This is a genomic window from Serratia sp. 2880STDY5682894 (assembly GCF_001537385.1).
In the GTDB taxonomy this organism is placed as follows: Bacteria; Pseudomonadota; Gammaproteobacteria; order Enterobacterales; family Enterobacteriaceae; genus Serratia; species Serratia nevei.
Window position 1 is genome coordinate 447,006 of sequence record NZ_FCJA01000002.1, and the last position, 26,354, is coordinate 473,359.

29 protein-coding genes, 3 tRNA genes and 1 riboswitch are annotated in these 26,354 nt (G+C 63.4%); of the genes, 18 read left to right on the forward strand and 14 right to left on the reverse strand.

Annotated features, from left to right (window positions below; all coding sequences use genetic code 11):
- Positions 1 to 14: 14 nt before the first annotated feature.
- On the forward strand, positions 15 to 662 hold the full coding sequence (gene alkB, locus AWX27_RS06855) for a DNA oxidative demethylase AlkB (RefSeq protein ID WP_019452474.1): 648 nt from the start codon (positions 15 to 17) through the stop codon (positions 660 to 662).
- Here the strand turns inward: alkB and AWX27_RS06860 are convergent.
- On the reverse strand, positions 645 to 1,580 hold the full coding sequence (locus tag AWX27_RS06860) for a LysR family transcriptional regulator (protein WP_033647920.1): 936 nt from the start codon (positions 1,578 to 1,580) through the stop codon (positions 645 to 647). The two genes, alkB and AWX27_RS06860, sit on opposite strands and share 18 nt — an antisense overlap.
- 85 nt (positions 1,581 to 1,665) lie before the next feature.
- Between AWX27_RS06860 and AWX27_RS06865 the strand changes: the two genes are divergently transcribed.
- From AWX27_RS06865 to nadS, 3 genes are all read left to right on the forward strand, one after another.
- Positions 1,666 to 2,295 (forward strand): alanyl-tRNA editing protein, encoded by a 630-nt coding sequence (locus AWX27_RS06865; protein WP_060420388.1) that lies wholly within the window; start codon positions 1,666 to 1,668, stop codon positions 2,293 to 2,295.
- Positions 2,296 to 2,359: 64 nt separating this feature from the next.
- Positions 2,360 to 2,683: a type II toxin-antitoxin system RelE/ParE family toxin gene (locus tag AWX27_RS06870; protein ID WP_060420873.1), complete on the forward strand. Its 324-nt coding sequence runs from the start codon at positions 2,360 to 2,362 to the stop codon at positions 2,681 to 2,683.
- Positions 2,684 to 2,720: 37 nt separating this feature from the next.
- Entirely contained in the window at positions 2,721 to 3,017 is a 297-nt protein-coding gene (nadS, locus tag AWX27_RS06875; RefSeq protein WP_060420390.1) for a NadS family protein, read from the forward strand.
- Positions 3,018 to 3,024: 7 nt separating this feature from the next.
- Here the strand turns inward: nadS and AWX27_RS06880 are convergent, their stop codons facing one another.
- Positions 3,025 to 3,267, reverse strand: a complete 243-nt coding sequence (locus AWX27_RS06880; protein ID WP_025303447.1) for a hypothetical protein — start codon at positions 3,265 to 3,267, stop codon at positions 3,025 to 3,027.
- 303 nt (positions 3,268 to 3,570) lie between these two features.
- On the opposite strand from AWX27_RS06880, the gene AWX27_RS06885 reads away from it, so the two are divergent.
- Positions 3,571 to 4,479, forward strand: a complete 909-nt coding sequence (locus tag AWX27_RS06885) for a hypothetical protein (protein ID WP_060420392.1) — start codon at positions 3,571 to 3,573, stop codon at positions 4,477 to 4,479.
- Positions 4,457 to 5,680, forward strand: coding sequence for an O-antigen ligase family protein (locus tag AWX27_RS06890; protein ID WP_060420394.1), 1,224 nt, complete (start codon positions 4,457 to 4,459; stop codon positions 5,678 to 5,680). The genes AWX27_RS06885 and AWX27_RS06890 overlap by 23 nt, the downstream gene beginning before the upstream one ends.
- Here the strand turns inward: AWX27_RS06890 and AWX27_RS06895 are convergent.
- On the reverse strand, positions 5,604 to 6,719 hold the full coding sequence (locus AWX27_RS06895; protein ID WP_060420396.1) for a glycosyltransferase family 9 protein: 1,116 nt from the start codon (positions 6,717 to 6,719) through the stop codon (positions 5,604 to 5,606). The two genes, AWX27_RS06890 and AWX27_RS06895, sit on opposite strands and share 77 nt — an antisense overlap.
- A 143-nt stretch (positions 6,720 to 6,862) precedes the next feature.
- Positions 6,863 to 7,498: a flavodoxin family protein gene (locus AWX27_RS06900; RefSeq protein ID WP_060420398.1), complete on the reverse strand. Its 636-nt coding sequence runs from the start codon at positions 7,496 to 7,498 to the stop codon at positions 6,863 to 6,865.
- A 115-nt stretch (positions 7,499 to 7,613) separates the two neighbouring features.
- Here AWX27_RS06900 and AWX27_RS06905 point away from each other — a divergent pair, with 115 nt between their 5' ends.
- From AWX27_RS06905 to AWX27_RS06915, 3 genes are all read left to right on the forward strand, one after another.
- The gene (locus AWX27_RS06905) at positions 7,614 to 8,510 is read left to right on the forward strand and encodes a LysR substrate-binding domain-containing protein (RefSeq protein ID WP_060420400.1); all 897 of its coding nucleotides are present in this window, start codon (positions 7,614 to 7,616) and stop codon (positions 8,508 to 8,510) included.
- A gap of 69 nt (positions 8,511 to 8,579) precedes the next feature.
- Positions 8,580 to 9,167 (forward strand): nitroreductase family protein, encoded by a 588-nt coding sequence (locus tag AWX27_RS06910; RefSeq protein WP_060420402.1) that lies wholly within the window; start codon positions 8,580 to 8,582, stop codon positions 9,165 to 9,167.
- Positions 9,168 to 9,297: 130 nt separating this feature from the next.
- Positions 9,298 to 9,591, forward strand: coding sequence for a DUF2623 family protein (locus tag AWX27_RS06915; protein ID WP_038878018.1), 294 nt, complete (start codon positions 9,298 to 9,300; stop codon positions 9,589 to 9,591).
- Positions 9,592 to 9,604: 13 nt separating this feature from the next.
- On the opposite strand, the gene AWX27_RS06920 is transcribed toward AWX27_RS06915, so the two are convergent.
- Positions 9,605 to 10,174, reverse strand: a complete 570-nt coding sequence (locus AWX27_RS06920) for a helix-turn-helix domain-containing protein (RefSeq protein ID WP_060420404.1) — start codon at positions 10,172 to 10,174, stop codon at positions 9,605 to 9,607.
- A 38-nt stretch (positions 10,175 to 10,212) separates the two neighbouring features.
- Between AWX27_RS06920 and AWX27_RS06925 the strand changes: the two genes are divergently transcribed.
- The gene (locus AWX27_RS06925; protein WP_060420406.1) at positions 10,213 to 10,731 is read left to right on the forward strand and encodes a GNAT family N-acetyltransferase; all 519 of its coding nucleotides are present in this window, start codon (positions 10,213 to 10,215) and stop codon (positions 10,729 to 10,731) included.
- A 17-nt stretch (positions 10,732 to 10,748) separates the two neighbouring features.
- On the forward strand, positions 10,749 to 11,189 hold the full coding sequence (locus tag AWX27_RS06930; RefSeq protein WP_060420408.1) for a DMT family transporter: 441 nt from the start codon (positions 10,749 to 10,751) through the stop codon (positions 11,187 to 11,189).
- A 57-nt stretch (positions 11,190 to 11,246) separates the two neighbouring features.
- Here AWX27_RS06930 and AWX27_RS06935 read toward each other — a convergent pair.
- Positions 11,247 to 11,322, reverse strand: a tRNA-Asn gene (locus AWX27_RS06935).
- 337 nt (positions 11,323 to 11,659) lie between these two features.
- Here AWX27_RS06935 and nac point away from each other — a divergent pair.
- Positions 11,660 to 12,583: a nitrogen assimilation transcriptional regulator NAC gene (nac, locus tag AWX27_RS06940; RefSeq protein ID WP_060420410.1), complete on the forward strand. Its 924-nt coding sequence runs from the start codon at positions 11,660 to 11,662 to the stop codon at positions 12,581 to 12,583.
- 36 nt (positions 12,584 to 12,619) lie between these two features.
- Here the strand turns inward: nac and AWX27_RS06945 are convergent, their stop codons facing one another.
- Both AWX27_RS06945 and opgB read right to left on the reverse strand, forming a co-directional pair.
- Positions 12,620 to 14,083 (reverse strand): AMP nucleosidase, encoded by a 1,464-nt coding sequence (locus AWX27_RS06945; protein ID WP_049198706.1) that lies wholly within the window; start codon positions 14,081 to 14,083, stop codon positions 12,620 to 12,622.
- A 138-nt stretch (positions 14,084 to 14,221) separates the two neighbouring features.
- Complete coding sequence (gene opgB, locus AWX27_RS06950; RefSeq protein ID WP_060420412.1) at positions 14,222 to 16,525, reverse strand: phosphatidylglycerol--membrane-oligosaccharide glycerophosphotransferase; 2,304 nt, start codon at positions 16,523 to 16,525, stop codon at positions 14,222 to 14,224.
- A gap of 286 nt (positions 16,526 to 16,811) precedes the next feature.
- Here opgB and AWX27_RS06955 point away from each other — a divergent pair, with 286 nt between their 5' ends.
- Positions 16,812 to 17,552 (forward strand): transporter substrate-binding domain-containing protein, encoded by a 741-nt coding sequence (locus tag AWX27_RS06955; RefSeq protein ID WP_049198701.1) that lies wholly within the window; start codon positions 16,812 to 16,814, stop codon positions 17,550 to 17,552.
- Here the strand turns inward: AWX27_RS06955 and AWX27_RS06960 are convergent, their stop codons facing one another.
- From AWX27_RS06960 to AWX27_RS06975, 4 genes are read right to left on the reverse strand one after another with little or no spacing between them, the layout of a single operon-like run.
- On the reverse strand, positions 17,553 to 18,488 hold the full coding sequence (locus tag AWX27_RS06960; protein WP_060420414.1) for an ABC transporter substrate-binding protein: 936 nt from the start codon (positions 18,486 to 18,488) through the stop codon (positions 17,553 to 17,555).
- Between the two features lie 35 nt (positions 18,489 to 18,523).
- Entirely contained in the window at positions 18,524 to 19,291 is a 768-nt protein-coding gene (locus AWX27_RS06965; RefSeq protein WP_060420416.1) for an ABC transporter permease, read from the reverse strand.
- Positions 19,288 to 20,028 carry an ABC transporter ATP-binding protein gene (locus AWX27_RS06970; RefSeq protein WP_060420418.1) on the reverse strand — a complete coding sequence of 247 codons (741 nt, stop codon included), beginning with the start codon at positions 20,026 to 20,028 and terminating at the stop codon, positions 19,288 to 19,290. The genes AWX27_RS06965 and AWX27_RS06970 overlap by 4 nt, the downstream gene beginning before the upstream one ends.
- Positions 20,025 to 20,708 carry a TenA family protein gene (locus tag AWX27_RS06975; protein WP_060420420.1) on the reverse strand — a complete coding sequence of 228 codons (684 nt, stop codon included), beginning with the start codon at positions 20,706 to 20,708 and terminating at the stop codon, positions 20,025 to 20,027. Before AWX27_RS06975 ends, AWX27_RS06970 begins: the two co-directional genes overlap by 4 nt.
- A 62-nt stretch (positions 20,709 to 20,770) precedes the next feature.
- Positions 20,771 to 20,873, reverse strand: a riboswitch (TPP riboswitch).
- A gap of 150 nt (positions 20,874 to 21,023) precedes the next feature.
- On the opposite strand from AWX27_RS06975, the gene AWX27_RS06980 reads away from it, so the two are divergent.
- The 4 genes from AWX27_RS06980 to gap all read left to right on the forward strand — a co-directional run bounded on the left by AWX27_RS06980 (position 21,024) and on the right by gap (position 24,983).
- Complete coding sequence (locus AWX27_RS06980; RefSeq protein WP_060420422.1) at positions 21,024 to 22,046, forward strand: LLM class flavin-dependent oxidoreductase; 1,023 nt, start codon at positions 21,024 to 21,026, stop codon at positions 22,044 to 22,046.
- A gap of 13 nt (positions 22,047 to 22,059) precedes the next feature.
- On the forward strand, positions 22,060 to 22,794 hold the full coding sequence (locus AWX27_RS06985; RefSeq protein ID WP_060420424.1) for an SDR family NAD(P)-dependent oxidoreductase: 735 nt from the start codon (positions 22,060 to 22,062) through the stop codon (positions 22,792 to 22,794).
- 126 nt (positions 22,795 to 22,920) lie between these two features.
- Positions 22,921 to 23,895 (forward strand): GlxA family transcriptional regulator, encoded by a 975-nt coding sequence (locus tag AWX27_RS06990; protein WP_060420876.1) that lies wholly within the window; start codon positions 22,921 to 22,923, stop codon positions 23,893 to 23,895.
- 77 nt (positions 23,896 to 23,972) lie between these two features.
- The gene (gap, locus tag AWX27_RS06995; protein WP_060420426.1) at positions 23,973 to 24,983 is read left to right on the forward strand and encodes a type I glyceraldehyde-3-phosphate dehydrogenase; all 1,011 of its coding nucleotides are present in this window, start codon (positions 23,973 to 23,975) and stop codon (positions 24,981 to 24,983) included.
- A 54-nt stretch (positions 24,984 to 25,037) separates the two neighbouring features.
- On the opposite strand, the gene AWX27_RS07000 is transcribed toward gap, so the two are convergent.
- Positions 25,038 to 25,113: transfer RNA gene (locus tag AWX27_RS07000), tRNA-Asn, on the reverse strand.
- Positions 25,114 to 25,212: 99 nt separating this feature from the next.
- Positions 25,213 to 26,013 (reverse strand): DgsA anti-repressor MtfA, encoded by an 801-nt coding sequence (gene mtfA, locus AWX27_RS07005; protein ID WP_038872331.1) that lies wholly within the window; start codon positions 26,011 to 26,013, stop codon positions 25,213 to 25,215.
- 92 nt (positions 26,014 to 26,105) lie between these two features.
- Here mtfA and AWX27_RS07010 point away from each other — a divergent pair.
- Positions 26,106 to 26,195, forward strand: a tRNA-Ser gene (locus tag AWX27_RS07010).
- Positions 26,196 to 26,354: the final 159 nt, after the last annotated feature.

Consider the following 26,354-nt stretch of genomic DNA (forward strand, 5'->3'; position numbering starts at 1 on the left):
TACAGGTTTTGGCGATGACAATCGATCTTTTTGAAGACGCGCTGCCGCCGCCGTGGCGGGAAGAGATCGCCCCCGGCGCGGTGGTGATGCACGGCTTCGTGCGCGATCACGGGCCGGAACTGCTGGCGGCGGTGCAGGGCGTCGTCGCCCAGGTGCCGTGGCGGCATTTGACCACCCCCGGCGGGCACGTGATGTCGGTGGCGATGAGCTGGTGCGGCAACGGCTGGACCAGCGACAGCCGCGGTTACCGCTATTCGGAACGCGACGCGCGCAGCGGTAAACGCTGGCCGGCCATTCCCCCCATCCTGATGGCGCTGGCGGACGAAGCCGCGCAGCAGGCGGGCTTCGGCCCCTTCGTGCCGGATTCTTGCCTGATGAACCGTTACGATCCGGGCAGCAAGCTGTCGCTGCATCAGGATAAAGACGAGCACGACTTCGGTGCGCCGATCGTCTCGGTGTCGCTCGGGCTGCCGGCGGTGTTTCAGTTCGGCGGGCTGCAACGCAGCGACCGGGCGCGGCGCATCCCCTTGGCGCACGGCGACGTGGTGGTATGGGGCGGCCCGGCGCGGCTCTGTTTTCACGGCATCCTGCCGGTCAAGGAAGGCTACCACTCGCTGGTGGGGCCGCACCGCATCAACATCACGCTACGCAAGGCGCTTTAGCTGTGGCTCCTGCGCCAGGCAGGCGACGAGATAGTCGATAAACACCCGCAGTTTGGGCGGCAGATACTGGTTAGGCGCGTAGAGTAACCACAGGCCGCCGTGATAGCTGCTGAGGAAATCCCATTCCGGCAACACCTGCACGATCTCGCCGTCGTCGAGCGCCTGGCGGGCGGTAAAATACGGCAGGCTGCCGATGCCGATATGCTGTTTCACCGCGTCCAGCCGCACGCCGGTGTGGTTGGCGGCGTAGCGGCCGCGCACGTTGACCGTCACCGTTTTGCCGCTGCGGCGGAACTTCCATTGCGCGTCGCTCGGCGTTTCGCCCAGATAGATGCAGCTGTGCGCCGCCAGATCGTGCGGGTGCTGCGGCGTGCCGTGCTGCGCCAGGTAGTGCGGCGTGGCGCACAGCAGATGGTCTATTCTCATCAACTGGCGGCCGATCAACCCGGGCGACGGGCGATCGGTGATGCGCAGCGCCAGATCGACCCGATCGTCGATCAAATCCATGTAGCGATCTTCCAGCCGCAGCCTCACGTCCACCTTCGGGTAGCGGCGCAGGAACTCCGGCATGTGCGGATGCAGCACGAAGCGGCCCACCGCCTTGGGCACGCTGACACTGACCAGCCCTTCGGGCTCCACGGCGCCGCGCCCGCCGATCGCCATGACCGCGTCGGCCGCCGCCAGCAGGGTGCGGCAGTGCGCAAACGCCTCTTCGCCGCTTTCGCTCAGCCGCAGTTTACGGGTGGTGCGGTGCAGCAGCTGCAGCGCCAGCGCCTGCTCGAGCTTCGCCACGCTGCGGCTGACGGCGGAAGGCGAGGTGCCCAGTTTACGGGCGGCGGCGGAAAAGCTGCCGCTCTCTACCACCTGAACGAAAACGGCCATTTCGGGCAACAGGGCGTAAGAAAGATTTGTGCTCATGACGCAAAGGTCCATTGTGATGGCGGCGGATTATCCCTCGATTATGACATGAATATAATGGCTCTTCGAACCGAGGAGAAAAATGATGACCGAACGACGTTATTACTACAGCGACGATGTACAGGGCCAGGCGCAGGTGTTGAGCTGCGCGCCGGCCGAGGCGGGCGCTTACGCCGTGGTGCTCGACGCCACGCTGTTCCACCCGCAGGGCGGCGGCCAGCCGTCCGACGTGGGGACGTTAGGCGGCGTCGCCGTGCTGCGGGTGCAGCAGCAAGGGGATACCGTGCTGCACTTTACCGCCGCGCCGCTGCCGCTCGGGCCGGTTACGATGCAAATCGATGAAGCGCAGCGCCGCCTGCACGCCCGCTGGCACTCCGGCGGGCATCTGATCGGCTGGCTGGGAGAAACCCGAGGCTGGCGGCCGGTCAAGGCACATCATTGGCCGGGGGAAGGGCGCATCACGTTTATGCCAGGGCCGGATGCGCAGACGGTAGAAGCGGACTTTTTGCAGGCGGAGCTGGCGCGTTTGATCGCCTCCGATTTACCCCGCCGCCAACAGGCGGTGGAGGGGATGCGCCAGGTCGGCTTCGGCGAACTGCCCGCCTACGGCTGCGGCGGCACCCATGTCGCCACGCTGGCGGAGGTGGGGGCGGTGATCGTCACCGGTGTCAAAATGAAGAAAGGGCAGCTGATCGTGCAGTATGAGCTGGGGTGAATACCCTTGATTATCGTACCCTGTACGAGTAGGCTGGAGGGAACGATCGCAGGAGGCGATGATAATGGACTATCTGGAGTTTATCGAAACGACCGTTTTCAGCCGAAAGCGGGCTGAATTGATGAAGGATGATGACTTTCAGGCTTTCCAAAGCTATTTGCTGTTGAACCATCATGAAGGGGATACGATCAGCCACACGGGCGGATGCAAAAAGATACGCTGGGGGCTGGACGGAAAGGGAAAACGCGGCGGCGTAAGAGTGATTTACTATCTGACGGCGCCCAGCGGCCGAGTCTATTTATTGTTGATATACCGTAAAAATGAAAAGGATGATTTATCCGGACAGGAAAAGGCGATATTGAGATCCATCGTTCAACAACTTGATTAACGATGGCGAAATGGCGTGACGAAGGAATTAAAGCATTATGAAAAAAGAACTTTTCGACGATTTGGTCAGCAGTATGAACGAAATGGTGGCGATCGAAAAGGGTAAGATGACGCCAAAATCCGAGCATGTTCACCGTCATGCTATTCCAGACGTCAAGCTGCTGCGCAAATCCCGTGGGATGAAGCAGGCGGAGTTTGCCAAGGCTGTGGGGGCCAGCGTGGGACTGGTGCAAAGCTGGGAGCAGGAACGCCGCATACCCTCGGGGTCGGCACTGAAACTTCTGCTGCTGATTGAGCGTAACCCGGCATTGCTCGATGAGTTGCTGGTGATTTAAATCATACTCAGCGCCCGGCCTGCCGCAGCTGGGTGCAGAACGCGCATTGGCATCCCGCTACCGGCACCGCCGCGCAGCTGCCGATGTTCACCGGCTGGGCGTCCATGGCGTGAAAGCCGTAAAACAGATTTTCGATGTTTTGTTCCGCCGCGCGCGCCTGTTCCGGGCGCGGTTCGGGCACTTTTGACTGAAACGCCGCGGCCTTGCCGGCCAGCAGGCTGAGAAACAGCAGCGACAGCTGGATTTTCATCGTCGTCTTCCTTTGGCTGAAGTTGTGATACGTTATAACAAAACCCCATCAATGCCAAGCGGCGGTGCCGCGGCCACTCACGTTATTTTTACGCGCTGCAACAGTTTCTCATTCAATTAACACTTCGACATAGCTCTTGTCGATACGCTGACTAATAATTCAAATTACAAAAATTGCCTCATTAAACGAATATTTAGATACTCGCTGTGCGGCCTGGCCAGTGCTGACACGTTTTAAATTCTGAGCATACAGAAAGATGCCTCTGTAGGTATCGTCACGCACTCTGGATAGGACATCGCCACCATGGGCTCTTTTTTTAAGCAGGTCTACCGCTATTCCCACGCGCGCCCTTATCGGCATAACGAAAACCTCTGGCCCTATGTGAAGATCGCGCGCGGCGAAGGCGGTGAAATCGCCGCCTTATGGTACAAGCACCGGCCGGTGCCGATCGTCCCGTTGAGCGAACTGCGCAGCAGCTGCCGGGGGGAGGTGCTGCTGACGGCTACCGGCCCGTCGGTGAAGGCGCTGCGCTTCGAAAATATTCCCGCCATGCCCGCCATCGGGGTCAACGGCGCCTATTTTCTGCATCGGCAGGTGGATTTTCGCTTCTACGTCATCGTGGACATGGGGTTTATCGACAGCCGCCCAGAGATCGTGCGCGACGTCATTCAACGGCCTGAGCTGACGCTGTTCACCACCGTGCACGGCGTGGCGCGCATTCTCGATCGCTTTGGCCCGGCGGCGATCGGTTGCCGATTGGCGATCGTCGAAGACGCGGCCTGCAAGATTTACCGCCCCCGGATCGACAGCGGCGCGCTGTGGGAGCACTACTGCCGGGAAAACGGCGTGGTTTTTGCCGCCGAGAGCCGCATGCTCGGCTTTAGCCAGGATATCCGCTGCGGCATTTTCGATGCCGGCACCGTGGCCTATTGGGCGCTGCAAATTATCGCCTATCTCGGCTTCAAGCAGCTGTTTATCGCCGGGCTGGACATGAACAACTTCCACCAGCCGCGCTTTTACGAAACGGAGCAGGATCGGTTGCCCACGTTCCTGGCGGACAAGGTGGAGTCGCTGGTGATCCCCGCTTTTCGACACGCCGGCGCGATCATGAAAAAGCAGCAGATCGCGATAAAAAACCTCTCCCTGCACAGCGCTATCGGCAGCGATATCTTCGAGAAGGTGGACGGCAATGTTTACTTTCAGCAAGCCTGAGCGGTGTTATCGCTTCGGCAGCGCGCTGTTTTTAGCCTTCGCGTTTTTCAGCGCGATATTTTGCGGGCAGACCCGCGTCAACAACCTGTTTCATTTGGCGGCGCTGCTGTGGCTGGCCGCCGTATTCACCTGGCCGCCGCTGCGGCGGCAGCTGTGGGCCAATCGTCAGGCGCGCTGGGGCGGCGGGCTGGCGCTGATATTTTTGCTTTATTATTCCCTCAGCGCGCTGTGGGGCGAGACGCCGGGCGACATGCCGTCGGCCCTGACCCACAGCGCCTATATCCTGCTCTACCTCGCCTGGCTGGTGACGCTGCTCGACGGTGAGCGGCGTCACCAACTGCAGTGGGCGATGCTGGCCGGCATGACGGCGCTGTGTCTGTATCTGACGCTGGTCGACGCCCCGTCGATTTATCATCTGCGAGAAACCACCGCCCGCAATCCGGGGCCGAGCAACGTGATCGATCTGGCCGGTTACGCCGCCATCGCCATTTTGTTGAGCCTGATGATTTTCCGCGATACCGGGCAAAAAGCGGCGCTGTGCTTTATCCCGCCGCTGCTGGCATTCATGGTGCTGACGCAAAGCCGCGGCCCGCTGATCGCACTGGCGCTCGCGGTGGTAGTGGCGATGCCTTATCGACACCGGCCGGGACGGTGGCTGTGGTTTCTGTTGCCCGGCGCGCTGGCTGTGGTTCTTGCCGTCGTTTACAGCGCGATCGGCGAAATGTTGCTGACGCGTTTTGGCGAGCTGTATCAACAGAGCTTTGTTCGCATCAGCATTTGGCGCCACAGCCTGGCGCTGATCGAACAGGCGCCGTTCTTCGGCTACGGCTTTGATAAGCAGCTTAACTTTCTCAATTACACCGGCGAGCTGAACCACACCACGCACAGCCTGTATCTCGGCGCGTTGCTGAAGGGCGGCTGCGTGGGTTTCCTGTTGCTGCTGGCGCTGCTGGGATATGGCGCGCGGCTCGCCATCGCACACTGGCGCGCAGGGCGGCGCTGGGAGGCGGGCCTGTTTCTGTTTATGCTGGTGTTCTACAGTTCGCAGGGCATGTTTGTGATCGCCAATCCGGCGGAGTTTTGGTACCTGTTTTGGCTACCGCTGGCGCTGCTGCTGTCGCAGCCTAAACGGCGGCCGATCGGGACTGTGCAGACGACAGCGCCGCCAGCGTCTTCTCCCACACCTGTTCCGCCGCGATAATACTAAGCGGCTGGCGGCGCTCAGCGGCACTCAGCGCGGCGCTGTCAACCGGCACGTGCATCACCTGATGCCGTTCGCTGTCCTGATAGGGGCCGGTATGCCGCGGGTTAGCGGTGACGAACAGGCTGACGGTGGCGGTTTTCAACGCCACGGCGAGGTGAAGCGGCCCGGTATCGCCGGTCACCAGCACCTGCAGATTGGCGATCGTCGCCAGCAGTTGCGGTAACGTGGTCGCGCCGATATGGCTTACCACCCGCTGTTGCTGTTCCTCGCTCAAACCTGCCATAAATTCCCGTTCGAGGCTGCGCTCCGCCTTGCTGCCAATCAACGCGATCTGACAGTCGGGGGAGTGCGCCAGCAGCCGTTGCGCCAGCTCAACAAAGCGATCGACCGGCCAGCGGCGCAGCGTTTCGGAGGCGCCCATCTGAAAGCCGATCAGGATCTTGCCCGCCGGTTTCGCCAGCGTGGGAAAAGCGACCGGGATGAACATGTCAGGATTGTCGGTACGGCACCCCAATTGCCCCACCATATCCAGCTTGCGCTGAATCAAATGGCCGTCGCTGCTGTGGCTGACGCCGGTCAGCCAGCGCTCCATGCCGCTCGGTTTGTTGCCGTAAACGTCTTTGAACAGGTATTGGCAACCGGCGGCGATGGCGACCAGCACGTCGTAAGGCGCCTTCGAGTGCAGGATGACCGCCAGCTGTGGCCGGTTTTTTCGCAGGCGCCGGATAACGGCCAACATGTCTTTGGCCTTGTGGTCCCAGTAAATCACGTCATGAAAGCAGGGGCTGCCTTCGACCAGCTGCCGGTTTTTATGGCTGGAGACCAGCGTGATTTGCGCGCCGGGATAGCGTTCGCACAGTGCGCGGATGGCGGGCGTATTGAACATCAGATCGCCGAGGGCGCTGGTGGAGAAAATCACGATGCGTTCAAAGGATTGCTGCGGATCGAAGCTCGCTGCGGGCCGGAAATTGCCCGCGATGCGGGTATAGAGACGTAAACCGGCGTTGGCCGCCGCTATTTTCCACTGTTTAGACATTGCAGTTCGCTTCCGCTTGAGATCGGCGGCCACCGTCTGGCGCCGCGTCGTATCATACAAGCGCGGCAACGGCGGGCCAATGGCCCGCAACAGATTGCGACAGATGCTAACGTTATGTTTGCAATTGCCTTCGGGTGCCGCGCTTACTCCTCCCAGACCTGCGTACTGCGCGGGCTGTCCATCTGATAATCCGAGTAGGGGCGAGTGAAGAACTCGCGCCCCAGTTCGCGGGCGGCCTGCAGCGGATTGCGCGGATCGCGGGCGATCTCGCCGCGCTGGTTGCCGGCGCCGTGCACCATGCCGACGAACGCGGAATGGGTGTAGCGGCTGAACTCCTGGATCTGATGCACGATGCCCAGCGCCGCGCCGGGGTAGGTCTCTTCCGACGCTACCGCCAGCCCGATACGCTTGCCGCTCATGCGCTGGTGTACCTGTTCCGCCTGAGGGTAGGCGTTGGAATAGAAGCTGAACGAGCGATCGAAAAAGGCTTTGGTTTGCGCCGACATGCCGTACCAGTAAATCGGCGTGCAGAATACCGCGCCATCGGCCGGCAGGAAGTGCTCCAGGAACAGCTCTGCGTAGCGATCGGCCGGCGGCGGCGTGTGGCGTTCATCGCTCAGAAAACCGCTCAGGTAATCATCGAGAAAATGCAGGCTGGCGGACGTGCCGGCTTCGGCGGCGCCCGCCAGGATCGCCTGCGCCAACGTGGCGCTGTTGCCGTCGCGGCGCGGGCTGCCGACCAACACCACCAGACGTTTAGATTGATGAGTTGTATTCATGTCATGTTCCTCGGTATGAAGTGGATTGAGCCCTACTCTAGAAACAAGAGCCGGCGGGCGACAAATGACCGCTTTTCTGCCAGGATGATTTCAACTCATCTCAAGAGGCTTCGCCATGTTTGCCACGCTGCCCGTCAACGCATTACGCACCTTTGAATCCGCCGCTCGCCTGCGCAGCTTCAAGCTGGCGGCGGCCGAGCTGGCGGTGACGCCGACGGCGATTTCGCACCAGATCAAAGCGCTGGAACAGCAGTTGGGGTTTGCGCTGTTCGAGCGGGTGCCGCGCGGCGTGCGGCTGACGCCGAAAGGCGAAACGCTGTTTGCCGGGGTGCACGGCGCGCTGCTGGACATCGCCGCCACGCTCGAGGGCCTGCGGCCGCAGCCCAGCACCGGGTCGCTGTGCGTCTCGGTCACGCACTCTTTCGCGGCGCTGTGGCTGGTGCCGCGCCTGGGGCGTTTCTATCAGGCGTACCCACACTATCTGGTGCGCCTGGAGGCCTGTGCCGAGGTGATCGATCTGCAGCAGGACGCCAGCGTGGACGTGGCGGTGCGTTACAGCCGTGCGCAGTATCCCGCGCTGCATCAGACGGCGCGGCTGGAGGAAAGCTTTGGCGTCTACGCCGCGCCGGATCTGGCCGCCGCCGAGCCGGAAAACCCGGTGCTGATCACCGTCAAGTGGGGGGATTCGGCGCTGTACGACAGCGGCTGGCGCGACTGGTGCCGGGCCGCCGGCGTAGACTGGTGGCAGCGCCATGCGGCGATGCGCAGCTATCACGAGGAGCATTACGCCCTGCAGGCAGCGGTGGCCGGGCAGGGGCTGGTGCTCGCCAGTTCGGTGATGGTGTCCGATATGGTGGACAACGGTCTATTGGTGGCGTACCGGCCGGAGGTGCGCGTACCGGGCGCCGCCTACAGCGTGCTGTGCGCGCCGGGGCGCGAGCGGCATCCGCCGGTCAGGGCGTTTCTCGCCTGGCTGCAGCAGGAGCTGCCGCAGGGCAATGGCACGAAATAAAAGTTTTATCGTCCTAAGCTGTGGGAATATCAGCGAACTTTTGTTTTTACTTCACTGCGAGAACCTATCATGAGCCAGCCAAGAACCTCCGATTACCCGATTGATGCGCAATTTATCGAACGCTGGTCGCCGCGCGCGATGGCCAACGACGCCATCGACGATCAAACGCTGCTAAGCTTTTTTGAAGCGGCGCGCTGGTCGCCATCGGCCTACAACATTCAGCCGTGGCGCTTTGGCTACAGCAAGCACGGTTCCGACAGCTGGGAGAACTACCTGGAATTCCTGATCGACTTCAACCGCGGCTGGGCGCAGCACGCCTCGGCGCTGGTGGTGATCGTCTCCAAAACCACCAGCCTGAACGGCGAGCGGCTGGTGGACAACCCGACCCACGCGTTCGACACCGGCGCCGCCTGGGCCAGCCTGGCGCATCAGGCGCACCTGAAAGGCTGGTTGACCCACTGCATGAGCGGCATTCACCACGACAAGATTAAGGCGGCGCTGCAGCTGCCGGACGACTATGCGGTGCACGCCATGGTGGCGATCGGCAAACCGGGCGACAAGGCCCGCCTGCCGGATTTCCTGCAGGAAAAAGAGGCGCCGTCGGGCCGCCTGCCGCTGGGCAAGACCGTCAGCGAAGGGCTGAATTTCACGCTGTGATTGCCCGCTTTCCCTCAGGCCCGCTTGGCGGGCCTTTTTTATGCGGCGAGTAAAACTTAGGGAGTATGTTCTCGTTCGCCCATTCGCTGTATATTTTATTATATAGCGATGGCGTAATGAGGAGGAAACCGTGGGTGACCATTTTGGCAAAGGGCTGTTGGCGGGGCTAAAGGCGGAAAACCTGAAGCCGGAGACGGAGCTGTCGCGCTTTTGCTCCGACTACAAGCGCGGCTTTGTGCTCGGCTATGCGCACCATTTGGCGCAGCGCTGCGGCGACGAAAACCGGGCGGCGTTCGAAGCCGGGCAGCTGAGCCGCGCCTATGGCCTCGGCAGTGAGCCGATGAGCGAGTTCTTTTCCGGCGGCGACAGCCGGCTGGCGGAGAAGTTTTTCCGCGCCGGCTATAACCGGCCGACGCAGGGCTAGCGCGGGCGGGGCGTCAGGCGGCGCTCAGCACCGCCACCATATACACGCACGGTTGGTCGCTCTGGTTTTCAAAGCGGCAGTCCGCCGGCGGGCCGAGCTCCAGGCAGTCTCCCTCGGCCATGTCATGGCGCGCGTCACCTTCCACAAAGACCAACTCGCCGGATAAGACCCAGATCAGCTGGCGCTTGAAGGCATACACCGAAGCCGGCATCGGGATCGTCGCGCCGGCCGGCAGTTCGATACGCACCAGATCGAGCGGCAGATCGGTGCGCGGCGAAACGTGGCGCCGCACGTAGCCGCTCTCCGGATCGACCCAGATCGGTTGATCTTCCCGGCGCAGCAGCCGGCCTTCCTGCGTTTCCGCCCGGGCGATCAGCTTGGACATGCTGAGGCCGAACGCCCCCGCCAGCCTGCCCAGCAGCATCGCCGTCGGGCTGCTCTCGCCGCGCTCGATCTTATGAACCATCGCCCGTGAAACGCCCGCCTGCTCAGCCAGATCGGACAGCGACCAGTGGCGCGCCTCGCGTTCAATGCGAATGCGTGCGCCGATCAGCTGATTTAGATTGTCTAATTTAATATTCATATCGTAGTATTATAGTGGACAATTGGCCGGGGTAAACCATGATTATACGAAATGCGACGCTCAACGATAGCGCGGCGATTGCCGCCATCTATAACGACGCGGTGTTGAACAGCACCGCCATCTGGAATGAACAAACGGTGGATGCGGCCAATCGCGCGGCGTGGATCGGCGAACGGCAGGCGGCGGGCTACCCGGTGCTGGTGGCGGTGAACGGCGCGGACGAGGCGATCGGCTACGCGTCGTTCGGCGACTGGCGCGCCTGGGACGGCTATCGCCATACCGTAGAACACTCGGTGTATGTCCATCAGGCGCATCGCGGTGAAGGGATTGGCAAAGCGCTGTTGATCGCCCTGATCGCACGGGCGCGGGAGATCGGCAAGCACGTGATGGTGGCCGGCATCGAATCCGGCAATCAGGCCTCCATTCAGCTGCATCTGGCGCTCGGGTTCCGCGAGGTGGGGCGCATGGAGCAGGTGGGCGCCAAATTTGGCCAATGGCTGGATCTGACCTTCCTGCAGCTGACGCTCGACGAGCGGGCCACGCCGCCCGCACGCTGATCCCGGGAGACAGAGCGATGAATATGCTGTTGCTGCTGGTGGCGGCGGGAATGGGGCTGGTGGTGCAGAATCTGCTGATGGTGCGCATTACTGAAAGCGTCTCGACCATCCTTATCACGCTGGTGATCAACTCCAGCGTCGGTTTGCTGCTGCTGGTGGGGTTGCTGCTGGCCAAAAACGGCCTCGACGCGGTGGCGGAAGTGACCGGCGCCGCCAGGTGGTGGATGCTGCTGCCGGGGCTGCTGGGATCGCTGTTCGTGTTTGCCGGTATCCTTGGCTACCAAAAACTGGGGGCGGCGGCCACCATCTCGATCCTGGTCGCCAGCCAGCTGTGCATGGGGCTGCTGGTGGACGTCTACCGCGCCGGCCCGGCGGCGCTGCGCGAGAATCTGCCGGCGCTGTTCGGCGCCCTGCTGTTGGTGGCGGGCGCCTATCTGGTGGCGAAACGCAGCTTTTGACGGCGGCTGAAATACAAAAAGCCCGCTCGGGTTTCCCTGAGCGGGCTTCTCTAAATATGGCTCCTCTGACTGGACTCGAACCAGTGACATACGGATTAACAGTCCGCCGTTCTACCGACTGAACTACAGAGGAATCGTGTGAACGGGGCGAATAATAGCGGGGCGGTTGCGGCTTGTAAAGCGTGAAAGCGCCCGATGCGTTCGTTTGCTGCAAGATTGCCCAACCTGCTGCTTTTTCTCGCTTTTGTCGCTTATCCCGCGCGCAGCGCCGCCGAATTGCCCTCTGGTCGGCGCCGTTGCTTGCCTGTGGTGCAACGTCTGCCCTGCGCGGTGGCGCTCGCCGCCCGACGAACGGCCGTCGGCCGCCGTGTATCCCGCTTCCATGGCCGTTTACCGACTCTGGCCCGGATCTTGCTGCGGTGCCTGACCGGATTTCGGCATTCTCAATTTAGCGGCTCGCTGGAGGCACTATGAATTTCAGACGTCTGAAGTACTTCGTGAAAATCGTTGATATCGGCAGCCTGACCCAGGCGGCGGAGGTGTTGCATATCGCCCAGCCGGCGCTCAGCCAGCAGCTGGCGACGCTGGAGGGGGAGCTGAAGCAACAGCTGCTGATCCGCACCAAGCGCGGCGTACAGCCGACCGAGGCCGGCAATATTCTCTATGCCCACGCGCAGACCATTCTGCGCCAGTGCGAGCAGGCGCAGAGCGCGGTTAACAGCGCCGGGCAGGCGATGAGCGGCCAGGTGTCTCTCGGGTTGGCGTCGGGCAGCACCGCGGCGCAGCTGGCGCTGCCGCTGCTGCAGAGCCTGCGCGATCAGCAGCCGGGTATCCTGCTCAGCCTGCATGAGAACAGCGGCGCGGCGCTGGCCGGGCAGGTGGCCAATCAGACGCTGGACATGGCGATGGTCTACGGCGCCAAGATGCCCGCCGGGCTGCACGCCATCGCACTGATGCGGGAAGATCTCTATCTGGTGGCGACGCGCGCGGTGCCGCATCCCGGCAACAGCGTCGAGCTGCTGGACGTGGCGCGGCTGAACCTGTTCCTGCCGCGCGAGGGCGATGCGGTGCGCAACCTGCTGGAAGAGGCGATGGCGCTGCGCAAGCTGGCTGCCAACGTGGTGGGGGAGATCGAATCCTCGGGCGCGCTGAGCGCCGCGATCGCCGGCGGGCTGGGGGCGACCGTGCTGCCGGAATCGGTGGCACGCGCGATGATCGGCCCGGCCAAGGCCTGGATGGCGCGCATCAATGCGCCGACGATGTCGGTGCCGCTGGCGCTGTGCATGTCGGGCCAACAGGCGCTGTCCGCCCCGGCGCTGCTGGTCAAAGACATGCTGCTGTCGATCGCCGGCGGCCGCAGCCAGGAGAAACGCGCGCTGGCGCTGGTGCGTTGAGAAAAAAACGGCCCGCCGCAGCGGGCCTGATAACCGTTATCGGAACGGCGGTTCGTTGAAGGTGCGCAGCTTGCGCGAGTGCAGGCGGTCGCCCTCGGCGCGCAGCAGATCGATGGCGCAGATGCCGATCTGCAGGTGCTCGGAGATCGCCCCCTCATAGAAGCGGTTGGCCTGGCCCGGCAGTTTTATTTCGCCGTGCAGCGGTTTGTCGGAGACGCACAGCAGCGTGCCGTACGGCACCCGGAAGCGGTAACCCTGAGCGGCGATGGTGGCGCTCTCCATGTCGACCGCCACCGCGCGGCTGAGGTTGAAGCGCCGCGCCGAAGCGGAATAGCGCAGCTCCCAGTTGCGATCGTCGGTGGTGACCACGGTGCCGGTACGCAGGCGCTGTTTGACCTCTTCGCCGGGCATGCCGCTGACCATCTTGGTGGCGTCGTACAGGGCGCGCTGCACCTCGGCGATGCTCGGGATCGGAATATCCGGCGGCAGCACCGCATCCAGCACGTGATCGTCGCGCAGATAGGCGTGGGCCAGCACATAGTCGCCGATCGACTGGCTTTCGCGCAGGCCGCCGCAGTGGCCGATCATCAGCCAGGCGCTCGGGCGCAGCACCGCCAGGTGATCGCAGATGGTTTTGGCGTTGGAGGGGCCGACGCCGATGTTGATCAGCGTGATGCCCTGGCCGGTGCGCGAAATCAGGTGATAGGCCGGCATCTGGTGGTTTTTCCACGCCAGATCGGACACCGCCTGTTCGGGCGCGCTGGTTTCCGGCGTGATGTAGGTGCCGCCGGCGCTGGAGAGCGCGATGTACGGGCTGGCCGGATCGGCGATTTGCGCGCAGGCCCAGCGCACGAACTCATCCACATAGCGGGTGTAGTTGGTGAACAGCACGAACGGCTGGAAGTGCTCCACCGGCGTGCCGGTGTAGTGCCGCAGCCGCGCCAGCGAGAAATCCGCGCGCAGCGCATCGAAATGCGACAGCGGGAAATGGTTGTCGGTGGTGTGGTACAGGCCGTCGGCGGTTTCGTCACCGATCTGCGCCAGCTCGGTGGTGGGGAAATGCTGCGCGATGCCGGCGCTCATCGAGCGATCGAGCGCCAGGCTGGAGCCGTCGATCACGTAAGGGAACGGGATCTCCTGCTGCGACGGCGCCACTTCGATATGGGCGGCGTAATCGTGCTCCAGCATCGCCAGCTGTTCGGCCAGATAGTGGCGGAACAGCTGCGGCCGGGTCACGGTGGTGCTGTAGCTGCCGGGATGGGTGAAGCGGCCGAAGGCGCGGGTTTTGCTCGGGCCGGATTGCTGCCCGTCCCAGCTGACGCGCAGTTCGGGATACACGAACAGCCCGGCGGCGCGCGCCTGCGCATCCGGCAGCGTGCCGTGGCTGATAAAGTCGCCGACCGCCTGACGCAGCGCGTCTACCGCGGCGTCATACAGGGCTTCCAGTTGATCGAGTGCCTGATCGGCGCTGAGGCCGCTGCGAGGTGGGGCATAGCTCATACTTTCTCCTTGGATGTCCCGGCTCTGTGGCGGGGTTGCGGCGTTTTACCGTCACAGGTTAGCCGAAGAAGGGCGTAAAAGCTTGGTCGAAATGACGGGCGCGGCAAAGAAAATACCGCGCCCGTGAAGGCGCAGGGATCAGGAGGCGGGGTCGGCCGCCTCGACCTTCAACGACACCAGGCCGATGCCCAGCTTCTTCGGCGTAAAGCCGCCGCTGGCGCTCTCTTTCGGCTCGGTGGGGGCCGGCGGGGTAATGCTGATCTTCTGCGCGCCGCGCGGGTTGTCGAAGCGCAGGGTGACGGTGCTGTCCTGTTCGCCGAGCGACACGAAGCGCTCTTCGTCGCCGACGCGCACCGAAATCGGTTCGCCGACGTTATTGCCGTAGGCGCGGGCGCGCAGCACCAGATCGAAGCGCTTCGGCAGCGGATCGACGTAATCGATGTCGACCGCCGGCGCCAGGTTGGCGTCGGACCAGCGGCCCCACTCCTCGACGCCGGAAACGCCGGTGATGGCCTTCACCTGCTCCGGCAGGCCGGGCAGCATGAACTCGATGCTGTCCGCCCGGTACTTCATCGCCGCGTCGTCCACCTGCAGGCGAGCAACGGCGTTTTGATAATCGGCGACGCTGTCCGCCGCCGGGGCGGTAAAGCTCACCTTGCTGCGGAAGCGTTCGCCGCTGGCTTGCACGATCTGCGGTGGCGAGGCCAGGGTGCCGGAGGCCACGCAGATGTCGGTGCTTAGCGCCAGCTGCGGCGCCCAGACCCGGCCGATCTCGTAGCATTTATCGACCCAGACGAATTTTTCCCCCGCGCCCAGCCCGGCCAGCTGTTTGCGCAGCGGGGTGGAGAGGTAGACGTTGAACATCGGTTCGATGCGGTTATCGCCTACCCGCAGAATGAACGGCACCTTGTAGGTGACGCCGGAGAAGCTGAAGCTGCGCTGGCGCGTATCGACGCTGTAGTCGCTGATGCGGTTCGGCAGGCCCCACTGGTTGATCACCGCCGGTTTCCAGCCGTTGATCTTCTCTTCGATGTTCAGGAACACCGTAGACAGCGACGGCGCCGACAGGCTGCTGCGGCCGAGGCCGATGTAGTTGTCGCCGCCCATCACGTCCAGCACCGTGGCGCCGTTGTCCAGCGTGCTGCGCTTCTCGTTGCGCTGTTCCGCCAGCGGCCGGGTGCCGTCGATGATGAAGAACAGGTTGCGGCGCTTCTGTTTGGTCAGGATATCGTAGGCGGTGTTGTTCATCGCCAGATGATCGGAGGACACCACGATCACGGTGTTGCTGAAATAGGGCGAGCGTTTGATCTTGTCGATCAGCGCGGCGATGTGTTGCTGGCTGCAGGCCACCGCGCTCAGCGAGCGATTTTCTTTATTCTGCCAGGCGTAACTTTTCTTGCTGCAGCCGGCGGAGATAAAGCCGTCCGGGTGATGGGTGTCGACGGTCAGGGTAAACAGCGAGAACGGTTGGCGCTGCTTGGACAGCTCGACGAACTTGCCGTACACCACGTCCAGCACGCTGTCGTCGTACCAGCCCCAGTCGTTTTTGTAGCTCGGATCGGCGACCTGTTCGCGCAGCTCTTTGAAGCCGTAAACGTGGTCGAAGCCGTGGGATTTCAGGAAGGTGTCTTTACCGGCGAACGCCAGCTCGGCGCCCTGATAGAAATAGTTGCTGTAGCCGGCGGCCTTCAGCACGTCGCCCAGGCAGACGTTCTCCGGGTAGAAGGTGGAGACCGCGCTGGAGGCGTTGCCGTCGAAGGGCGCGAACAGCGGAATGCCGCACTGCGAGGCGACCATGCCGGCGATGGTGTAACCAGTGCCCGGCAGCTGCTGGGTGTTGCTGAAATCGATGCTGTCCGTGCGCAGGGCGTTCAGCTCGTCGGCCAGGCCGGGAAACAGCTCGGTATCGAAGTAGGTGCGCTCCAGACTCTCGGCATAGATGTACACCAGGTTCGGCCGCTTGCCCTGTACGGTCTTTTTCGGCGCCTTGTAGTAGGTGGTGAAATCGGCGGTATCGCCGACGATCTGGCTCTTGACCAGCAGCGAGATGTCCTGAAACGCCGGGGTGGTGCCGACCGAGAACAGCGCCAGCAGCACGGCGACGACGCTGTAGGCCACGCTGCTGCCTTTGGCCTTGCGGCGCAGCAGGCTGCGGGCCAGCACCGCGAAGATAAGCCCCAACGCCGCCAGCAGGCCGATAAACGGCAGCACGTATTTGCTGATGCCCGCGCCTTTGAGGCTGCTGGTGACGGTGTAAATCACCGCGTCGGTGATGCCGTCGCCGGTGAAGTAGTTGCTGGCGATCAGGATGACGTTCAGCACCAGATAGCTGCCGAGCAGCGTCAGCAGAATGGCGAACCACCAGCGGTTGGCGGCGGCCCGGGTGCGATAAATCAAAATCGACGCCAAAAAGAGAACAAACGAAACGACTGCTAAAACCATCCGCCAAACCTTGTCTGATTGAAATAAAACCGTTGCTGCCCTGGTTTGCGCCGCCGAGCGTGCCGCGGCGCGAAAAGTGAAGGGTATAGCCTATTGCCGGCGGCGGAACAACGCGCGATCTCCCGCTACGGCCGACGAGCGGCGGCTATTGTACATTTTTATGACAATAGTGTGACGTTAATCACGCCGACGGCGGCCTCGGCGGCGAAAGCTTGCTGGTCGGAGGTTTCGCTCTACGCTTAATGAGCGCCACGACGGTGCGCCCATCAGCCATTCAGGAGGAAGTATGCAGACGATTCCCGCCGCGGTACTCGACGATCTGGCCCCGCAAGGCGTGTTGCGCGCGGCGATCAACTACGGCAATCCGGTGCTGGCACAGGCCGGGGCCGGTGGCAAACCGCAAGGCGCTTCGGTGGAGTTGGCCGCCGCGCTGGCCCAGGAACTGGGCGTGGCGCTCGAACTGGTCACCTATGACGCGGCGGGCAAGGTGTTCGCCGACCTGGACAGCGGCGCCTGGAACCTGGCGTTTATGGCCATCGAGCCGGTGCGCGCGGCGCAGATCGCCTTCAGCGAGCCCTACGTGATCATCGAGGGAACCTATCTGGTGGCGAACGACGCGCCTTACTTTGAGGTGGCGCAGCTCGACAGGCCGGAGGTGCGCATCGCGGTCGGCCAGGGGGCGGCGTACGATCTGTTTTTATCGCGCACGCTGCAGCAGGCGCAGCTGGTGCGGGCGGCAACCTCCGCCGAGGCGATCGCGCTGTTTTTCGAACGGGGGTTGGAGGCGGCGGCCGGCGTGCGCCAGCCGCTGTTGGCCGCCGCGGCCGCCCATCCCGGCTACCGGGTGCTGGAGGGGCACTTCACCGCCATCCGCCAGGCGATGGCGGTGCCGCGGCAAAAAACGCAGGGCGCCGCCTACGTGAACGATTTTATCGAGCGCTGCAAAGCCAACGGGTTGGTGAAGGCGGCCTTGCAGCGCAGCGGCCAGGGCGAGGTGACGGTGGCGCCACCGGCCGCCTCGGCGTGATCAGTCCAGCTCCACCGCGTACTGTTCCACCGGCGTGATTTTCTTGATCAGCTTGTTGTCGAACAGGAACTGTTCGTAAGCCTGGTAGCGTGCCCGATCCAGCTTGGCCGGATCGCGGGCGAACAGCGGCAGGCTGGCTTGCCACGCCTGTTTGTTCAGCTCGGTATTCAGCTCCGGGTGCGCCTTGGCGAACGCCAGCCAGGTGTCCTGCGGGTGCGCATGCAGGTAGTCGCTGCCTTGCTTCAACGCGGCGAGGAACTTGCGGATTTTCGGCTCGTTCACCGCATCGCGGTGGGCGACGATGATCAGCTCGTCGTAGGCCGGCACGCCGTAATCTTCGACGTTGAACACCACCGGCGTCTTGCCCTGCAGCTTCAGCTCCAGCGCTTCGATGTTGCGGTAGCCGCCGATCACCGCATCGACCTGGCCCGCCAGCAGGGCGCTGGTCAGCTGGAAGTTGACGTTGATGAGCTTGATGTCCTGCGGCTTGAGGTGCTCGTGTTCGACCATGGTGGCCAGCGTCGCCTGTTCGATGCCGCTGACCGAGTAACCCACCGTTTTGCCCTTGAGATCCGCCGGCGACGTAATGTTTTTATCCAGCGCGATCACCGTATTCAGCGGCGTGTTGATCAGCGTGCCGACGCGCATCAGCGGCAGGCCCTGATCGGCGAAGAAATGCAGCTGCGGCTGATAGGTGATGGCGAGGTCGGCCTGTTTGGCGGCCACCAGCCGCGGCGGCAGCGCCGGATCGGACGGCGGCACGATCTTGACGTCCAGCCCTTCGGCCTTGAAGGCGCCGATCTGCTCGGCCACCATAATCGGCGCGTGATCGGGGTTGATATACCAGTCGAGCACCAGCGTCAGCTTTTCGGCCGCGCCGGCCTGGCCGGTGATGGCGGCGCCGAGCAGCAGCCCGCAAACGGTTTGTTTGATCATGGTCGTTCCTTTATCCCTGGTTATGGTTGCAATCATCAGTCGTTTTCCGGCGCCCAGGCGATCAGGCGCCGCAGCAGCGCATCCACCGCAGCCCACAGCAGCACGGTCATCAGCACCAAAATAAACAGCGCGGCGAAGCAGACGTCGGTCTGCATGCGCGCGTTGGCGTTCAGCATCACGTAGCCCAGCCCTTCGGCCGAGCCGACCCATTCGCCGATGATGGCGCCGATCGGCGCGACGGCGGCGGCCATGCGCAGGCCGGAGCCGAAGGCCGGCAGCGCCGCCATCAGCCGTACGTGCCGCAGCTGCGCCCAGCGCGAAGCGCGCATCGTGCGTGCCAGATCGAGATAGTCGTTGTTGACCCGGCGCAGCCCGTCGAAAAAGGCCGACACCACCGGGAAGAAAATGACCAGCACCGCCATCGCCACCTTGGCGCTCATGCCGAAGCCGAACCACAGCACCAGCAGCGGCGCCAGGGCGAACACCGGTATCGCCTGGCTGGTGAGCACCAGCGGCATCAGCCAGCGCTGCAGGCGCGGCGAGAAGATCATGCACAGCGCCAGCGCCGCGCCGAGCAAGACGCCCAGCGCCAGCCCGCTGACGATCTCCGAAGCGGTGACCAGCGTGTGCCAGGCGAAGTAGCCGCGCCCGTCCCACAGCGCCTGCGCCACCGCGCTCGGCGTGGGCAGCAGAAAGGCCGGAATGCCGCTTTGCGCCGCCAGCCACCACAGCAGCAGCAGGCCGGCAAACACCGTCAGCCCACGCCGCAGGCGGGTAAGCCCACGCTCTTTGGCAATCTTCATTGCGCGGCCCTCACCAGCTGTTGCAGCAGCTCGGCCTGGCTTTTCAGCAGGTCGGCGTCATCCGGCGCGCGCGGCGGTTGCCCGCTGATGCGGTGGGTATCGTCGAGGCCCAGCGGCCAGGGCGACAGCACCAGCAGCCGGTGGCTCAGGCGGCAGGCCTCCATCGGATCGTGGGTGATCAGCAGCACGGTGTTTTGCGCCAGCAGTTCGGCGGCCAGGCTCTGGATCTCGGCGCGGGTAATGGCGTCCAGCGCGGAAAAGGGTTCGTCCATCAGCACGATCGGCTGGTGTTCGTAGAGCGTGCGGGCGATGGCGGCGCGCTGGCGCATGCCGCCGGACAGCGCGGCGGGCAGGCTGCGGCCATGCGCGGCCAGGCCCACGCGCTCCAGCAGGTGCGCCACCCACGCCCGATCCGTCACTTCGCCGCGCAGCCGCGAGCCGAGGGCGACGTTCTCCTCGACGGTCAGCCACGGGTAGAGCAGGTCTTTTTGCCCCATGTAGGCGATGCGCCCGGCGATCGGCAAACCGTCGCTGCCGGTCACCGTGCCCGAGGTAGCCCGTTCCAGGCCGGCGATGATCTTCAGCAGGCTGGTTTTGCCGGCGCCGCTGGCGCCGAGCAGGGCGACGAAGCTGCCGCCGACGATGTCGAAGCTCAGCCGGTCGAAGACGATTTGCTGACCGAAACGCAGGCTGAGATCCCGCACCTGGATGCCGGGCGGGAGAAGCGGGGAGGTCATGAGGCGTTCAGCCCCATCTGCCAAAATGCCGATTCCAGCTGGGTGGCGGTGGTGAAAATCTGCGCCAGCTCGGTGAAGCGGCCTGGTGCGCCGCGCTGGTGGCCGACGGTTTCCAGCAGCTCGATGGCGGCACGCACGCCGGCCAGATAGCCCTCGTCGCCGTAGTTGCGGATCCAGGAGGCGTAAGGATTGCCCTCCATTTTGGTGGCGGGGTCGTGCAGCAGCCGCAGGCCGATTTCGGCATAGCCGGCCACGCAGGGCAGCAGGCCGGCCAGCAGGTCGAGGGCGTCGCCGGCATGGCCGATATCCAGCACGTAACGGGTGTAGTTCATGGTCTCCGCCGCTTCCGGCTGGGCGGCGATCTGCGCTTCGCTCAGCCCCCATTCGGCGCAATAGGCCACGTGCAGCGGCAGTTCGGCGACGATGCCGTTGAGCGACGCCGTGGCGGCGCGCATTTCCGGCAGGGTGCGTAGCTTGCTGACCAGCAGCGCGTAGGCGCGGGCGAAGTGCAGCAGGAACAGGTAGTCCTGGGTCAGGTAGCGGCGAAAAGCGCGTTCGGGCAAGGTGCCGGCGGCCAGCTGCTGCAGAAACGGGTGATCGACGTAATCTTGCCAGTGGCTGCCGGCATGTTGGCGCAGCCGGCCGTAAAGGCCGCTTTCGAACAGGGTGGTGATGGACATGGGACCTCCTTGAGTCAGTGGAGATCCGGGCACGCTGGGGTATGAACAGGCAACGGGTGAGAGTGTTGTTGCCTAACCGTCCCTTCGCTGGCATGACCCAGATCAGGTTCAAAGGGTTCGGCTTGCGCCATCTCAGCCCGTAACAGGACACCCCTCGGAGCTGCTTGTTATACGACATTTGTTTTTTGATTACAATCGCCGGGCAGCGCGGCGGCAATCGGTTCGTTTAGTGCGATCGGGGGCGATTTTGCTGGCGCAGAGCGCGCGATTTTTGTCACTGTAGGCCGATGATTTTGCCTTTGAGGACGATTCCCGATGAAAAAGATTGGTTTTCTCTCGTTTGGCCACTGGTCGCCTTCCGCCCAGTCCGGCACCCGTTCCGCGGCGGATGCGCTGCTGCAGTCCATCGATCTGGCGGTCGCCGCCGAAGATCTGGGGGCGGACGGCGCCTATTTTCGCGTACACCACTTTGCACGCCAGCTGGGGTCGCCGTTCCCGCTGCTGGCCGCCATCGGCGCCAAAACCCAACGCATCGAGATCGGCACCGGCGTGATCGACATGCGTTATGAAAACCCGCTGTACATGGTGGAAGACGCCGGCGCGGCGGACCTGATCGCCGGCGGGCGGCTGCAGCTCGGCATCAGCCGCGGCTCGCCGGAGCAGGTGATCGACGGCTGGCGCTATTTCGGCTATGCTCCGGCCGACGGCGAGACCGACGCGGACATGGCCCGTCGCCATACCGAAGTGTTCCTGGAAGCGCTGCGCGGCGAAGGGTTCGCCGAGCCCAATCCACAGCCGATGTTCCCGAATCCGCCCGGGCTGCTGCGGCCGGAGCCGTTTTCCGCCGGGCTGCGCGATCGCATCTGGTGGGGCGCCGGTTCGAACGCCACCGCCGTCTGGGCGGCGAAGCTCGGCATGCACCTGCAAAGCTCGACGCTCAAGAACGACGAGACCGGCGAACCCTTCCACATCCAGCAGGCCAAGCAGATCCGCGCCTACCGCGCCGCCTGGCAAGAGGCCGGCCACGCGCATGAGCCGCGGGTTTCCGTGAGCCGCAGCATCTTCGCGCTGGTGGATCAGCGGGATCGCAACTACTTCGGCGGCGGTGGCAAGGAGGGCGATCAGCTCGGATATATCGACGCGCAGACCCGGGCGATCTTCGGCCGCAGCTATGCCGCCGAGCCGGACGTGCTGATCGAGCAGCTGGCGCAGGACGAGGCCATCGCCGAAGCGGATACGCTGCTGCTGACCGTGCCTAACCAGCTGGGCGTGGATTACAACGCCCACGTGATCGAATCGATTTTAACCCATGTCGCGCCGGCGCTCGGCTGGCGCTAAACGGAGGAGTGACATGTCACGCATTTTCATTACCGGTTCGGTAGACGGGCTGGGCCGCGCCGCCGCGCAAACGCTGTTGGACGAAGGGCATCAGGTGATTTTGCATGCGCGTGAGCCCGGCCGTTTGGACGCGGTGCGCGATCTGCTGGATCGCGGTGCGCAGGCGGCGATCGGCGATCTGTCCGATGTGCAGCAGATCCGGCAGCTTGCCGAGCAGGTCAATCGCCTCGGCCGCCCGGACGCGGTGATCCACAACGCCGGTATGTTTACCGGGCCGCAGGTGATGCCGGTGAACGTGATTGCGCCTTACCTGCTGACGGCCCTGATCGAACGCCCCAAGCGCATCGTCTACCTGAGCAGCAGCATGCACTTTGACGGAGCGCCGGAACTGAACGGCGTAGACTGGCTCGGCGGCGCTGCGGGCTCCTATTCGGACAGCAAGCTGTTCGTCACCGCGCTGGCCGCCGCCGTGGCGCGCCTGTGGCCTGACGTGATCAGCAGCGCGGTCGATCCCGGCTGGGTGCCGACCAAAATGGGCGGCGCGGATGCGCCCGACGATCTGGCGCTGGGGCATGTGACGCAGGCGTGGTTGGTGACCAGCGATGAGCCGCAGGCCCTGGCGTCCGGCGGCTATTGGCACCATCAGCAACGGTTCGATCCCCACGCGGCGGTACACGACGAGGCGTTTCAAACGGCGCTGCTGGCGCAGTTGGCGCGCGCCGGCGGGGTGAACCTGCCGCAGGCTTGAGGGCAGTGCTTTGTTGGCCCGTCGGCGCTTGCCTGCGGGCTTTTTTATGCCCGCAGGGTGAACCGGCGAGGCTTTTCTTATACAGTGGCTGTCTGACCTGTTTTGCTCGTTCTTCTTATTATCGCCATGCATACATTCCTGATTATCGTCCCTGAAGGGGGCATGCTGTTCGAAGCGGCGGGTATCGCCGATATCCTGATGCAGGCTAACCGTCTGAGCCCTGCCGAAGCGCCGCTGTATCAGATCGCGGTCGCCACCACGCAATCCCATCGGGTGGTACACGGCCTGTCCGGGCTGGGCCTGTTGGCCGACCATCGCCTGGCGGATCTCGATCCGGCCCTGCCGCGCGATACCGTCATTGTTGCCGGCAAGGGGGCGACCGAAGAAGAGGGCGCCCTGGTGGCGGATTGGCTGCGCCGCGCGGCCCCGCAGGCGCGCCGTATTGCTTCCGTTTGCGGCGGGGCTCTGCTGCTGGCCGAGGCCGGATTGCTGGACGGGCGGCGGGCGACCACTCACTGGCGGCTGGCGGAAACGCTGCAGGCGCGCTTCCCGCGGGTGCAGGTCGAGAACGGCCCGATCTACGTGCAGGACGGTCCGATTTGGACCTCCGGCGGCGTCAGCTCCGGCTTCGACCTGACGTTGGCGCTGGTGGAGGACGACTACGGCTTCGTGCAGGCGCGCGAAGTGGCGCAGGATCTGGTGATGTTTCTGCGCCGCCCCGGCGGGCAGGCGCAGTTCAGCCGCTACCCGCTCAACCAGGCCAAATCGCCGGGCCCGATCCGCGACCTGCAGTCCTGGATCCTGGAAAACCTCGCCGACGATCTCAGCGTCGATCGGTTGGCCGAACGCGTGGCGATGAGCCCGCGCAACTTTACCCGGGTGTTCACCCGCGAGACGGGCATTTCTCCCGCCAAATTCGTCGAAGAAGGGCGGTTGCATACCGCCAGGCAGCGCCTCGAGCAGAGTGCGGAGGGCATCGAACAGATCGCGCTGGCCACCGGTTTCGGCAACGGCCTTAACCTGCGGCGGGTGTTTGAGCGCAAACTGCAGCTGACCCCGAGCGAATACCGCGAACGCTTCCACGCGCGCAATTTGGCGTAAATTGATCGGTAAACGTCATTTACGCCGCCTCGTGGCAGGGCTAGATTTGAGGCAAAGCCCAAAACGAGGAGAGCATCATGGTGAAAGTAGGCATCAACGGCTTCGGCAGGATCGGGCGCAACGTGCTGCGCGCGGCGCTGGGGCGCAGCGATTTTGAAGTGGTGGCGATCAACGATCTGACGGACAGCAAGACGCTGGCGCATCTGCTGAAATACGACACGCTTTCCGGCACGCTGGCGGCCAGGGTGGAAGCCGGCGACAACCAGCTGCTGCTGGACGGCCGGCCGATTCAGGTGTTTTCGCAGCGCGATCCCGCCGAGATCCCGTGGAGCAGCGTGGGCGTGGACGTGGTGATCGAAGCGACAGGCTTCTTTACCGATAAAGCCAAGGCGGAAGTGCACATCACGCACGGCGGCGCCAAGCGGGTGATTATCTCGGCGCCGGCCAAGAACGACGATATCACTATCGTCATAGGGGTTAACGACCAGCTCTACGATCCGGCGCTGCATAAAGTGGTCAGCAACGGCAGCTGCACCACCAACGGGCTGGCACCCGCCGCGCAGGTGCTGCATCAGGCGTTCGGCATCGAATACGGGCTGATGAACACCACCCACGCCTATACCAACAGCCAGGCGCTGCACGATCAGCCGGAAAAAGATCTGCGCGGCGCGCGGGCGGCGGCAGAGTCTATCGTGCCTTACTCCAGCGGCGCGGCCAAGGCGCTCGGCAAGGTGATCCCGGATCTCGACGGCCGCCTGACCGGTTACTCGCTGCGGGTGCCGGTGCCGGTCGTCTCGATCGTCGATCTGACGGTGACGCTGAAACGCCCGGCGACGGTGGAGGAAATCAACGCCGCTTTCCGCGCGGCGGCGGCGTCCGGCCCGCTGAAAGGAATTTTGGGGTACAGCGATGAACCGCTGGTGTCGAGCGACTATCGGGGCGACGCGCGTTCATCGATTATCGATGGTTTGTCTACGCTGGTCATCGGCGGCAACCTGGTGAAAGTGCTCGCCTGGTATGACAACGAATGGGGGTTCTCCAATCGGTTGGTCGATCTGGCGCTGCTGATGGAAAAGCGCGGGCTGTAAATGCCCCATAGCAAAAAGCCCGCTTAAGTTTCCTTAAGCGGGCTTCTCTAAATATGGCTCCTCTGACTGGACTCGAACCAGTGACATACGGATTAACAGTCCGCCGTTCTACCGACTGAACTACAGAGGAATCGTGTGAACGGGGCGCATGATATCCAGCGGCCCCGGGTGTGTCAACGCTAAATTGCCTTGAGTGGTGCGACTGCTCGGTATCTGAGCAATGCGTCCATCAATCAGCCCATTGCGCGTCGTTCTCCGCCTGGCTGCGCAGCAGGCGCGCCAGCGGATCCTGGCGGTAGAAGCGGCAAAAGTGCTGATACAGCGCCGGGAAGCGTTCGGCCAGCAGCTCGGGGGCGCTGAAGAAATACTCCGACAGCACGGCGAAGCACTCGGCCGCATCGGTGGCGGCGTAGGCATCCATGCTGGCGGCCTCTTCACCGACCATGTCTATCTCGTCCTGCAGGCTTTCCATCGCGGCGTGCAGATCGTGCTCCCAGGCGGCCACCTCGCGCAGCGGGATCGGCGGCACGCCGGTAGCGACGCCGCCGTTGCGCATATCCAGTTTGTGCACTGCTTCGTGGATCACCAGATTGAAACCAGAAAGATCGAAAGAGTCCTGCACGTCTTGCCAGTTGAGCACGATCGGCCCCTGTTCCCAGCTTTGGCCGGACTGCACCACCGGCCCCGAGTGCACCAGGCCAATTTCGTCCTGCCATTCGTCTTCCACCACGAACGGAGTGGGATAGAGCAGAATTTCGTTGAAGCCGTCGAGGCACTCCGCGCCGAGTTCCAGCACCGGCAGGGCGAACAGCAAGGCGATGCGCGCCTGCATTTGCGAGGTGAGCTGCAGCCCTTGCAGCGGCACGATGCGCTTTTGCTGCAAGATCTGCCCGGCAACGGCCACCAGCCGCTGCTGCTCCTGCTCATTCAGCGGCGAGAGCAGCGGGATCGCCAACGCGTCCTGCCACTGGGCCTGAGTGTCTGCCTGGGGTTGAGAGGGTTGAGTCGCTTTCCACGGCCATTTAATCATCAGGTTGCTCGTAAACTCATCACTTGAACGTTCAGCGGTATGCTAATGCTGTAAAAATGCCGTAAAAGCGGGCATGATAGCAAGCGTTGTTAGGAGAGATGCCGGAGCGGCTGAACGGACCAGTCTCGAAAACTGGAGTAGGGGCAACTCTACCGGGGGTTCAAATCCCCCTCTCTCCGCCACTATTCAATCACTTACGAATAAATCTTTCAACGATCCCCATCACAGATAGCGCTGGCCTGGCGCCAAATCACTGAACGACAATCCACTGCCTGCCGTTGATTTTCAGCGTGTATTCGCGCGCCATATTGGCATTCCGTCATCTGAAGCTTGCCCGACTT